Here is an 11,226-nt window from a genome sequence, read left to right as displayed (position 1 = left end):
ATGATATACCACCCCAACCACTCTAATTTTTTTCTTGACTTTTTGTTGTAGATGTGTTATGCCGCTGGCAACACCCCCCATGGCGACAACCGGACATTCGATAGGCGTAAACTATGAAACCGATAGCAAAATACAATTAGCTCACATCAAAAATCTGTTAACATAAATCATAGTCAATTAAATAAGGAATAAAAATGAAAACAAATCACATAACAATCAAAATCCCTTTCAAATTATTTGAAAACTACATAGGGTTAAACCATGTTTTTGACGCATTGAAATATAACAATTTGAATAAAATTCTTTCGGATACAACGAACAATGTTAACAACGTTCAAAACATAAACAAAATTTTAGGCAGTGAAACAGTAGACGAAAATTTGTTGATTGAAAGATTATTGTCTAAATGTTCGGATGAGCTTCAACAAATTATTGACAATATGTTGCCCGATTCAAAAGAAGGTGAAAATAATGAAACTGCGTAATATTCAACATTACGAACTGTCAGGGTATCAAGGCTACCTTGTCACAATGCCTTATGTTGGCTACGTCAAGGCTGACTATAGGGGAAACATACTACATACCAATTTGCCCACGCTGAGCGAAGATTACGCCCGAGTGCGGGCATATCTTGACCGCCTAATAACAAATCAAAAAACAAAAGGGATAAACCATGCCTAATAAAAAATTGAAGTTAATTAAATCAAACTATCGCAGTTATCCCGGCTACAGGGTAAAAAAATCCAGCTCATGGGAAACATTGAAAACCCGCCCATGGTTTCAAGTATTGGCCGGGGCCGTTATTTGCTTACCTATCGTTTTCTTGATGATAGGATTTTTTAATCAATATGATAAAAGTCATTTAAACAATCAAATAGCCAAAAAACAAACAAACGTTCAAAATAACGGAAATGTTTTTAAAGGGGTTAAAAATGAGTGCAGAAATTAGGGAAGGTTATATTCTTACCGCAAACTCCGTGGTCAAATTACCTCGGGCTTTTATGAGTGACTTGCATTTGTCTAACGTAGGCTTTCAGTTAATTGACAATCAAGCGTATATAATGATACCCGAATTACTTTCAGGTGAACGCGAATACGTTGCTTGTTATTTGACTGAGGCTTGGTATGAAGCAATTTGTTTTAACTTGTTTTGTAACAACCCCGAAAACTTCAAAGAAAATATGCACTAAAGTTAGTCACCGATAAAATGTCACGGCGTTTTATCGGGGGCCAATTTTACCCCGTCTAACTTTATAGGATGATAAAATTATGAGTAAGAAAAGCGACACACAAAAAACCAACGAAGTGCCATTTGATGAAAACGTGCCCGAAGTTTTCAGCCCCGCGCCATTTGTGCCAAAAATTAAACGGCATGTTACTTTGCCTTTGCTTTCCCTGAAAGACGGTCAAGTCGCATACATTCAAATCAAAAGCAAAATCGAAATTTCTTCAAAGAAAATCGAACAAAAAGAAGGCAAGGCAAAAGAACCACCTTTTATGGCGCAAGTCTTCAACCTTGAAACAGGTGAACTTTGTGAGATGATTTTCAACACTGTTCTTTACAAGAACATTTTTGAACAATACAAAGATCACACCTACGTTGAAAAGGGCTTTATGATTTTGCGCCGTATGCCTGACGGAAAGCGAGGTTATGCATTGTTTGACATTACCGAAATCGAAGTGTAATAAAAAGACCCCCGGTATATCCGGGGGTTAAACCATCAAGGCCAGCGACAAACGCCTTTCAGGGGAAACACAACATGCACAAGCAAAAACCAAAATACGTCATCGAAAAATACATTGAGCAAAATTTGCGGGCTTTTGTACACTCCGCAAAATTTGAACGTTCTAGTAGTTTAATCAATTTGTTTGTAAATCGGTTGACCATACTAATCGAAATCTACAATAACCAGTATCACGAAAAGCATTCCTTCACAAATTTAATAGATCAAATCAAGGCGGTACAATGGGGGCCAATGTCAGACTGGCAAGCCAAGGTAGACCTACTCGAAAGTGTAGAAATAAAACTACAGCAAAAACAAGTGACAGAATCAGCTTACTTCGCCCCCGCTGAGAATGAAAAATGAACGCAAGGATTCATACTGGTTTGTTTGTTGACCGTATTTTGAACCCGGCAGACTGGCCCATTGATCGGCTAGTTTGTCAATTGCGCTTTGCAATTTTCCGGTAACAATGTCCGAATATGCCCCCTGTTCTTTAATGATTTGAAGTAAATACAAATCTTGTGATTCGGGGGAAAAATCAGGCAAAGGAATAACGCTTTTGTACGCATCAAACATTTTTTCTAAAATTTGATACCTCCCCGCCGCTGTACTGTAAATTTTGTATTTAGGTATCCAAACACGCTTTCTAGGATGGTCAGAATAATCAGTAAACAATTCCCCGCCAACCAGTACATCGTAACCGCTATTTGCAGTTGGTTGACCGTGGCGGTCTGTGCCTTCGGAATACGCCAGCATGTCAGCAAACGCCCGAATATTTTGATTAACTATTTTGTCAGTCGCCATTTATTTAACCTTTTTTGTATCAACGCCATTGAACTTGTCAACGCTTCGCATTACCCCAATTCCCAACACGCTACCCAGTAGACCGAACAAATCAGTCAGCCCCAAATCGGGAAAAACGGGCAAAGCCGGGACAGGGCCAACACCATGCCACGCTGAGACAACCGCAAAAGCCTGATACGTCCAAAGGGCAGACATGACTAGGGCTTTCGGAATAAACGCACAAGCAAGGCCAACGCCGCCGACCCAAATCACAAAAGGCCGACCCCCAGCCACAAAAAGACTAGGGTTTTGCGCCTCTTTTGCGTTAACGTCAATTTGCGCCATGACTTGCTTAAAGTCATCTTCTTGACTGGCTTTCAACAAATCAAGTTTGGCTTGTGCCGCCGCATTTGTGTCCGGGATAAACTTATCAATAAGAGAACTACCCCACGTTATTAGAGCCTGAATTAGTAACGGATTCATTTTTTCCCCTTAGTTTTTTGACGGTTAAACAAATTTGTAAAACACCGAGAACAAGCGAAACCCACAACAAAATAGCGGGCAAAGAATTGGTTATAGTTTGAATAACCGATAAGGCAAATAAAACAGTCGGTTTCCAAAACTCGTTTCCCTGTTCATTCAATTGTTAATCCCCTTTTGTAAGATATCCATAAGTTAACAAACCAAACCCAAATACACCAATAGCGATAAAGCCAACATCAAGTCCTTTTGATTTTACCCAATTCAAAGGATTACCCAAAAAAGTAGCGTCGTTAACTTTTGTGGGGTCAGGCTTTAGCCCAGTGTCACCGCCTCCAAATAGACCGCCGCTGATACCGCTTAACACTTTATTGTAAGGCGTTTGACCCCCGGATTTTACGCTCATAATTGTTGACCCTACTTTATATCCGTAATTTGAATCAGTGGCATATCCAGCATTTTGAAGGGCATACCCAAACCCCAATGGGCTAGACGCTGAAAGCGCCCCGGCATAACGAGGATTTTTTAAAGTGTTGACGTAGGCATCGACCCCGGCTTGAACGCTTGAATAACTATAGGGTTGATTTGCATTGCCTTGAATATTGCCTAGATTATTTTGACCTGCAAAATGTGTGCCGTACCCTGTTTCAAGCGCCCATTGACCTAGGACATAATCGGGCGACACGCCCAATTGTGAACCGGCATATTGCGCGTAAGGGCCATAAGTTTGAATGAATGCCGCTTGATTTGAGGTACTCATTTAATACCCTTGTGCCATTCCGACAAAACCAAACAGAGGCATATATTCCTGAGCTAATGGATTATTTACGTTGCCATTGTTTGTGAATGTCAAATTGTAATAAGGTTGACCGTTCAGCAAAACCGGGCCACTTAACGGCGTTTGCTGTGGTTGAACCGCCTGATTAGATACGCTGGAATTATTAACGCCATTTTGCTTTGAGTGCATAAACAAAAACACAATGACTGCGCCGCCGACAAAATAAAGCAATTCTTTTTCATTCATTTTTAATACTCCAATTTATAGCAACACAATCGGGGCCGCATTAGTACCAAACGCGCCTGAAACAATTTGCCCAATTCCACCCAACACCCCTGCATTGGCTTGACCCACGCTTGAAACAATGTTGCCCGTGGCTATGCCAAGGTTGCCCACGGCATTTGCAAACGCCGCTGTAGACTGCCCCGCCGCATCAAGGCCCGCCTTTGTCACTTCGGCCCCGGCACTAACTGCCGCCGCTGAAATGTCTTTTGTGGCCTGATAGCTGGCAATGCTTGATTGTACTGTTGCGTTAGATACTTGAGACAACGTATCGAAACCCTGCGCAACCGCCGCAAATTGCGCAGTATCGGATTGTGCTTTGCCTTGAATTGCCGCTATTGCAACGTTGCCTTGAATCTGCGCCATGGCTCCGGCTAGTTGGTTGTTTGATTGAACGATAGCGGGGTCTACAGCCGAACCGATGACGGGGTTTTGCGCCGCTTGTGAATTGCCGCCTTTCAAACGCGAGTACAGAAAAAACACGCCCAAAACACCGACCGCATAAGGCCAGTATTTTTTCAGGGCTTGTGTGTCAATGCCATCCATTTAAAGCCCCTTTTAAAACAGTGACGAAAAAATACCGCCGCCCGCCATTTTGCTAACGGCTTGATTTGCCACGTTTGCGTAAGATTGGCCCAAACTGTTCAAGAATTGAGACTGCTGAAAAAACAGCCCATAAGCGTATGAATTGGCATTTGTAATCGCGCCAATTGTAAACGCTTTACTAGTCAAATCGGCGTTTGCTACGGTGTCATTTTGACGTTTCAGAATTTCCGCTTGTGAGCCTAGAAAATTTCCAGCAAGGTTAAAAAACTGTTCCGCAAAACTTGGAGTAGAAATTGCGGGGCCGAAATCCGTTGTTGTAATTGCGCTCATGTGTTCACCTTAAAAGGATACAACCGGGCTGGGTTGTTTAATCAGGTTTTCGATGATACCTGAAGCAGTCGCCGCCGATTGTCGGTTGTTAACAGGCAAATTTGCAACCCATACGGGCGAACCGTACCCAGGTGGAATAAGTGACATACCAAATGAAATCGGGTTGCCCACGGCATCAGTTGTCGGATAGGGCCGTGGTTGCATTGTACCGAAGGGGTTGCCTTGTGGCCCCCCGTGTTGTCCAACATTGACCATTGAGCCGGGGTTGCCGTAATCAATCGCCAAGTTATTAGGGAAAAACAATTGAGGGGCCAGCATATTAACGAGTCCCCATTGCTGTGCCGAGAACGTTAGCAAAGCCAGAAGTCCCGGCTTGAATAACGCCAACGGTGTTGTTTCCTTGACGAACCAAAACCGCCAAGGTTGCAAGGCTGATAATAGCAAGTGCGATTCCTGTAATATCTTTTCCGATTCCGTCCATTTTGTGTTTTCCTTTTCAAGTTGAAATTGTTTTGTAAGTGGTTGCAACTTCGGTTTTTACTGTGTCAAAATTCCGAAGTACAGTTGTAATGACTGCCAGCGTAATAAATGGGCTTACTAATGGTTTCGCTTTTGTGTTGCTTAAAAACATTAGAAAAATTACACTTCCCAAAAATGGCGCGAAACCTTTAAAATCTGCTCCAAATTCTGAAGTTAATTTTGTACCGTTGCCCTGCCAACCTACACCGATTAGATACGCAAAAACAAAAAACAGCGCCCCCATTATTGGCCCCCAGTTTGTTGCTTCAAAAAACCAACGTATTCATGAAGTTTGCCTCTTGTTAGCAAATACAACAAAAACGCGCCGCCAATTATAGCCACTGTTTTATTGCCCATTTTTATTTACTCCATGCCATCCAGCGCATACCGCCATGCCACCATTGCCGCAACCAACACCACGCCAAAAGCCACTTGTCGATTGCCTAGCATTTTTTTCATTGTTTCCATTTGTAACGCTCCTTTAAAAACCGGGGGAAAACCCCCGGCTTTTTATCACTGTGTAGAAATACCCGGCAAGGCTTGGCCGCTTGCATACAAACTTTCAAATTGAGATTGCATGTATGTGTTGCCGCCTGTAATTGTCAGGTAATCGGTCTGAAGTTGAACGTTGCCATAAATCGCTGTTGAAATGGGAAATGAACGGTGGTTCATATAAATTGTGCCGTTTCCAATGTTACCGCCGATTTCGCCGTACATATAACGCCGTTTTGTCGCATAATTATCTTCGTGCATAATTTGCGAACCGTTTGCAATTAATTTGATTGTGTTGATTTGAGTCGCGCCCATTGGAACATTGTTGTCAATGCCCACATGGAATGATGACATAACCGTCCGAACGTTTGGATAGTTAATCAACTTTTCGCCGTTTGTCGAAATGTCTGAACTAGATTTAAACAGTCCTTTAATTTCGTAAATGGTGGATGCATCAATCAAAGGAATGTATTGCAAAGATTGAGGTTGCAAATATTCCTGATACAAATCAACCGTGATAGTGCCTACCAGTGTCGATGTAGATGAGCCAGCGTCCTGATAGGGATAGAGCAAAGGGTCTGCGCCTAGGAGTGTATCCGCAAATTTGATTGAAACAAACTGTTCACCTACAACCGCCTGAGACAAACTGATGCCGCGCAAGTCGCCATGTTCAGCGTCAACAGCAAAAGGAATATCAAAGAAAACCCGGTTTTGCTGATTTGTTACCGCGCCGGATTGGAATGTTTCAAATTCGGTGGTATTGGACAGGGCAGGAAATTGAGGGTATGCCGCCGAACTAAAACCATTGAAACGGCGTCTCTTGAAAGCGTTTAGAACTTTCAGGCTGTAGCCATCTGTAGAAATTCGCTCAATTTGGTTGTAATCGGTCAGAACAATTTTGTTCGCAATGACTGAACCGCCAAAATTGGATTGTGCTGGGGGAGTAGTGCCGCCGTTTGTCACGTTGTAAGAAACAATGGCCTGAACGCCAGTGGTCAAACCTACGTTAAGCAATTTGAGGCGGGCAGTGTCGCCCAAATTAAAGCCAGTAAAAGAGCCGACCTTTTTCCGAACTGGAATAGAAGTGGCAAGCAACATCTGACGCGCCGTTGCGTTTTGTTGCTGTGGGTTTTGTTGTTGCATATGATTTGCCATTTTTGAATGTCCTTTTTTAAATGTGTTAAATGTTTAGGCTTGCAGGTCAGTCGCGCCCAATTTGTTCAGCAGTCTATTACCCAACCACACCGCGCCAAAAGCAATTGCGCCCATTACCAGAATGTTTTTTACGTTCATTTCCATTGCGTGTTTTCCTTGTGAAAAATTTTGATTATTGATTTGCGGGTTGATTTGAACAAAGGCCAGAAAAACCAGCCATGTGCAAACCACGATTGATTACCCAAACGCCAGCAAAAGCCATAAGGCCAATACTCACAAAATTCATGAGGGAAGGCTTAACAATCATTTTGAAAATTCCTGAAAGTTGATTAAAGAAAAGTTTTACAACTTGAAATTAGATTATGCTCCTTTTTAATTAAAAAAGTCAATTAAGTCAAGGTACAAAATAGTGAAAATCCTCGGTGGCTACCTGATAGTAATACCATGAATATTCAGCCGGGGGATTATTCAACATTTGTTTGATACCCGTTACTTCGTATATTCTTTTTCGGTCTTTGTCCAAGGCAAGCCTAAACTGAGCGATATAATCCGCTTCAGTAATACAAAACAATGAAACAAAAGCGGGTCTTTGTGTTGCACCCATAAAAGTGATTTTATCTGAACGTCCACGGGTTAACGTGGCAGTCAATCCCGGCCCCGCGTTTCCATTGTTGTGAATGAAATACAACTCGTCAACGTATATTCCAAAGTCTTTAAACGATTCAAAACACTCTAAAATAAACTCGTCAATTTCATACGGGCCAGTCTTTGCTTGTGGAGTAATTGACACATATTTAAAGCCTTTTTTCCATGCGGCATATAATTCTTTGGCCTCCATTCTTTTAAGTCTATAAGGCTTAAGGCTTGCAATTTTGTCATCTAGTTTGGGGTCTATAATTAACCAGCGTTGTTTTGATTTTTTCAAAAGTGTTGCCGCTACTGTAGACTTTCCACTTCCGGTTTTACCGGTAATGAATGTCCGAGTTCCGGGTTTTAAAAAATCAACCATTATTATAAACCCCTTATTTTATTGAGCGACTTCAGGCGTTGACGGATTTTCAAGTGCCAATTCTTTTTTGCGTTGTTTGCTTTGTTGAATCATTACATACGCCCTAGGGCCGTACACCATACCCAACGCCATAATTAGGTTTAACGTGGCCCCGGTTTTGCCTGAAATTTGTACCCCGTATTCTTCAGACACAAGCGCCATCGCTTCAGTTATGGTTTGCGCTTCCGCTTCGTCAATGGCCCAAATCTCCATTCCCGGCAACATTGAAACCATTTTATGAATGCCTATTACCTGTTGAACGGCATTCGCATTTGATTTTCTTCGGCCCCGCTTGCGGGCTGGGGTTGAATCCGATTCGCCACTTGTGGGCGCGGTTTCGGGGTTCAATTCTTTCGCCGCCGCAATTTCGGCGTTAGACCTGCGGCCCCGGCGTTTTTTAATTGTTGGTTCTGTTGGCACTTCAACCACTTCAGGGGCTTCGTTTAGGTTAGTCGCTTTTTCCATTTTCAATTTTCCTTTTTAGGGTTAAACAATAAATTTGACTTTTGATTTTGCTTTGGTTTCTACTGGCGGTAATTCCACGGTTTCAAATTTCTCAGGTTCCAATTCTTCAGGGTTTTTCGTGGCCACTTCTACAGGCTCGGGGTTTTCGTTTTCTTTGTTTTCATCCTCTAAATCGTTTTCAATTTCGGCAATTTCATCAATTGCCAGCGCGTTGATTGACTCTTTCATATCCACCATCAAGCCCATAATTTGAGTCACGGTATCTGTTAACGTTGCCAAATCAAGCGAATTTGAATTAGCCCTGTTGTATGTTTCTTGAACCAGTGAATGGATTTTTTCTAGCGTCATTTCTTCAGACACCGCCGCCTTTACCGCTTGGACAACCTCAGATTGAACCGCCGCTACTTGTGCCGCCACTTCCTCGGTTACTTGTGTTTGAATTTCGTTTTCAATGTTCATTTTGTTTGACCCCTATTAAACTATTTCATAATCGGCTGTAATGATTAAATTACCCACAATTGTATCAGCCGCCGAAAATGTGTACAACAAATCATTTCCAAGGCCCAAAAGTTTAGGCGTTGCGGGTTCTAATTTAGTATTCCCAAAATTATTAGTCGCGCTTATGGGAATAGCCAAAATAGAACCACTTGCCGGGGTTGACCCTGTTTCGTACACTTCACAAACAATTGGGGCCGAAGTTGTGCATTCTTTTGAAATTGACAAAGAATGAAGTTTAATTGTTTGCGTAGTTGATGTGCTTATAAGCGCTACCGCGCCATTTGTTACCGCGCCTGTTACAATTTTAGACACGGTTAATCTGTTTGTTGCTGTAAGGGCGGGTAAATTTCCAATATTAACACTACCATTTAAAACAACATCGCTTGAACCTTGTTCGTCAATAAATGCCGGGTAATTGTAAAAAAATGTTTTTACAAGTGACACGCCATCTGAAGGAACAACCGAAATTTGCATATTTTTAATAGAAGGAAAATTAAATTGCGAAAATCTGCCTCCTTTAATAATACGAGTAAATCCCAATTGTAAAACGGTAAAAGTAACGTATCCAGTATCAGGAACCGCCGTGGCGTCTACTGAAACGGCTTGTGGGATAAAAGGAACATCGTTAATTACAACCTCATTCATATCTAAAATGTTGTTAGGCGACAATGGAAAATTAACAGGTAAACAACGAGTGTTTCCAAACGCTGGTACAAGAAGATTCATTGTCTCAAAAGTTTTGGGCGTTGACATTATTTAAACTCCTTACCGATTGTGTAATTTGTTGTGGGGATACTTGGATTTATTTTACCAATAAAAGGAACAAAAAGATAGTTACCAGCAGAAGCGTTAGTATAAAAATAACCATACCTGTTATTATTATTTAATGCTTTTAAACCAATAACTCCAGAACTTACAGTGACATTTTTATTTCTACTTAAATCATAAAAAGTTTTTGGAATTAACAAAGAAACATTAACTCCTTTTGCGTATAAATAAGGGTCTTGCGTTGTATTGTTTATCAATTGCCAATAATTATTATTTGGCGAATATGAAGCGAGTTGTAAAGAATTTCCACTTCCATAACTAGCTAATTGATAATCTGTGTCAAGAGTTTTATTAGTTAATCCACTGCTCCAAGCAGTGTAAAAACTATTTGTTCCAAAATAATTTGCTTTTGAATTTTCTTTAGTTCGACTAAATGTGGTAGTTTGTTCCCCTTTTAATTCAACAGCAAAATCTCCATTGAATAAAGGCAAATCACCTGAACTGCCATAATATTTGGGAAAAACAAAAACCCGTTTTCCAGTTGAAACAAAGTAATAAGCAAAAGTAGTAGCGCCTAAATTTTTATAATAAACTTTGTCAGTAAAATAAACGGTGTATTTTCTTTCAATTTGAAAATTAGAGTAACTGTATTCAACACAATACAAATAGTTAAGCAAATATCCCGGCGTTGAAGTTGTGTAAATTGAGGGTGCAGAATACACCGCAAGAAAAACAACTTTACCGTCAGGTTTTTGTAAAGGAGTTCCAAACGTAGGAAAAATCGACAAAGTGTTTTGTTCAAGGTTTGGAAATGAAGCGGGCAAATTAGGCGAGGTTCTAATAGTCTGACCTTGCATATTAAACACCCACATTTTACCGTTATAAAATGAATATATTTCATTGTTTGCAACTAATAAAGGCGCTTTTTGATTTGTTGGTTTAAACCCCGCCGTATTTGAAGCATTATATAAAATATGATCTAATTTTATAGGTGTTGCATTTGGGTCGGTTAAACTGTAAAGAATTCCGGGCGTAGTTCCCCCGGTATTATCAGCATAATATCCGTTATCAAGGGTAGGCCCTTGCCAACCAATATTACCCGATACAGTAAAACCGTTGTGAATTGGAATAGGCAAAGTCGGAACAATTAAATCGTAAGCCATTTTATTTTACCTCTATTAAGTCTGTTCGTTTTCCGAAGTTGATTACCCAACCTGAACACTTTTTATAGTCAGTGGATTTTCTACTTACCTTTTGTGCTTCTCTTTTTTCGTAATCGGTTAAATATTTCATTACACTTGAAAGTGTAAAGTATTCTTTTTCGACTGTTTCCCCATTGTACAACTTTTGAAAAATGT

General features: G+C 40.9%; 18 protein-coding genes. 4 read left to right on the top strand and 14 right to left on the bottom strand.

The features are described from left to right. The first annotated feature begins 290 nt into the window (after positions 1 to 290). The 3 genes from EO766_RS17250 to EO766_RS17240 all read left to right on the top strand — a co-directional run bounded on the left by EO766_RS17250 (position 291) and on the right by EO766_RS17240 (position 1,686). The gene (locus tag EO766_RS17250; RefSeq protein WP_287101653.1) at positions 291 to 485 is read left to right on the top strand and encodes a hypothetical protein; all 195 of its coding nucleotides are present in this window, start codon (positions 291 to 293) and stop codon (positions 483 to 485) included. A gap of 447 nt (positions 486 to 932) precedes the next feature. After that, positions 933 to 1,190, top strand: a complete 258-nt coding sequence (locus EO766_RS17245; RefSeq protein ID WP_287101652.1) for a hypothetical protein — start codon at positions 933 to 935, stop codon at positions 1,188 to 1,190. Positions 1,191 to 1,269: 79 nt separating this feature from the next. Then, positions 1,270 to 1,686 carry a hypothetical protein gene (locus EO766_RS17240; RefSeq protein ID WP_287101651.1) on the top strand — a complete coding sequence of 139 codons (417 nt, stop codon included), beginning with the start codon at positions 1,270 to 1,272 and terminating at the stop codon, positions 1,684 to 1,686. Between the two features lie 365 nt (positions 1,687 to 2,051). Here EO766_RS17240 and EO766_RS17235 read toward each other — a convergent pair whose 3' ends face one another. The 7 genes from EO766_RS17235 to EO766_RS17205 all read right to left on the bottom strand — a co-directional run bounded on the left by EO766_RS17235 (position 2,052) and on the right by EO766_RS17205 (position 5,451). Further along, positions 2,052 to 2,528 carry a glycoside hydrolase family 24 protein gene (locus EO766_RS17235; RefSeq protein ID WP_287101650.1) on the bottom strand — a complete coding sequence of 159 codons (477 nt, stop codon included), beginning with the start codon at positions 2,526 to 2,528 and terminating at the stop codon, positions 2,052 to 2,054. Next, the gene (locus EO766_RS17230) at positions 2,529 to 2,990 is read right to left on the bottom strand and encodes a 3TM-type holin (protein WP_287101649.1); all 462 of its coding nucleotides are present in this window, start codon (positions 2,988 to 2,990) and stop codon (positions 2,529 to 2,531) included. Positions 2,991 to 3,153: 163 nt separating this feature from the next. Further along, a complete protein-coding gene (locus tag EO766_RS17225; RefSeq protein ID WP_287101648.1) occupies positions 3,154 to 3,747 on the bottom strand; it encodes a glucosaminidase domain-containing protein in 594 nt (197 codons plus the stop codon). After that, on the bottom strand, positions 3,748 to 4,011 hold the full coding sequence (locus tag EO766_RS17220) for a hypothetical protein (RefSeq protein ID WP_287101647.1): 264 nt from the start codon (positions 4,009 to 4,011) through the stop codon (positions 3,748 to 3,750). A 15-nt stretch (positions 4,012 to 4,026) separates the two neighbouring features. Continuing rightward, complete coding sequence (locus EO766_RS17215) at positions 4,027 to 4,593, bottom strand: hypothetical protein (RefSeq protein ID WP_287101646.1); 567 nt, start codon at positions 4,591 to 4,593, stop codon at positions 4,027 to 4,029. Positions 4,594 to 4,605: 12 nt separating this feature from the next. Further along, a complete protein-coding gene (locus EO766_RS17210) occupies positions 4,606 to 4,923 on the bottom strand; it encodes a hypothetical protein (RefSeq protein WP_287101645.1) in 318 nt (105 codons plus the stop codon). 9 nt (positions 4,924 to 4,932) lie between these two features. Beyond that, complete coding sequence (locus tag EO766_RS17205) at positions 4,933 to 5,451, bottom strand: hypothetical protein (protein WP_287101643.1); 519 nt, start codon at positions 5,449 to 5,451, stop codon at positions 4,933 to 4,935. Positions 5,452 to 5,492: 41 nt separating this feature from the next. On the opposite strand from EO766_RS17205, the gene EO766_RS17200 reads away from it, so the two are divergent. After that, positions 5,493 to 5,780, top strand: a complete 288-nt coding sequence (locus tag EO766_RS17200) for a hypothetical protein (RefSeq protein WP_287101642.1) — start codon at positions 5,493 to 5,495, stop codon at positions 5,778 to 5,780. 175 nt (positions 5,781 to 5,955) lie between these two features. On the opposite strand, the gene EO766_RS17195 is transcribed toward EO766_RS17200, so the two are convergent. From EO766_RS17195 to EO766_RS17165, 7 genes are all read right to left on the bottom strand, one after another. Then, positions 5,956 to 7,077 (bottom strand): hypothetical protein, encoded by a 1,122-nt coding sequence (locus EO766_RS17195; RefSeq protein WP_287101641.1) that lies wholly within the window; start codon positions 7,075 to 7,077, stop codon positions 5,956 to 5,958. Positions 7,078 to 7,483: 406 nt separating this feature from the next. Next, entirely contained in the window at positions 7,484 to 8,098 is a 615-nt protein-coding gene (locus tag EO766_RS17190; RefSeq protein ID WP_287101639.1) for a nucleoside/nucleotide kinase family protein, read from the bottom strand. 18 nt (positions 8,099 to 8,116) lie between these two features. After that, complete coding sequence (locus tag EO766_RS17185; protein ID WP_287101638.1) at positions 8,117 to 8,602, bottom strand: hypothetical protein; 486 nt, start codon at positions 8,600 to 8,602, stop codon at positions 8,117 to 8,119. 21 nt (positions 8,603 to 8,623) lie between these two features. Continuing rightward, positions 8,624 to 9,061, bottom strand: a complete 438-nt coding sequence (locus EO766_RS17180; RefSeq protein ID WP_287101636.1) for a hypothetical protein — start codon at positions 9,059 to 9,061, stop codon at positions 8,624 to 8,626. A 15-nt stretch (positions 9,062 to 9,076) separates the two neighbouring features. After that, entirely contained in the window at positions 9,077 to 9,745 is a 669-nt protein-coding gene (locus EO766_RS17175) for a hypothetical protein (protein ID WP_287101634.1), read from the bottom strand. A gap of 107 nt (positions 9,746 to 9,852) precedes the next feature. Next, on the bottom strand, positions 9,853 to 11,031 hold the full coding sequence (locus tag EO766_RS17170; protein WP_287101633.1) for a hypothetical protein: 1,179 nt from the start codon (positions 11,029 to 11,031) through the stop codon (positions 9,853 to 9,855). 1 nt (position 11,032) lies between these two features. Continuing rightward, positions 11,033 to 11,226: hypothetical protein (locus EO766_RS17165; RefSeq protein ID WP_287101631.1), on the bottom strand; the 194-nt coding region annotated here is incomplete at its 5' end.

It is taken from the genome of Hydrotalea sp. AMD (assembly GCF_004100315.1).
GTDB classification, from domain to species: domain Bacteria; phylum Bacteroidota; class Bacteroidia; order Chitinophagales; family Chitinophagaceae; genus Hydrotalea; species Hydrotalea flava.
The sequence above is the reverse complement of the archived record's forward strand: the minus strand, read 5'-3'. Positions and strand labels throughout refer to the sequence as shown.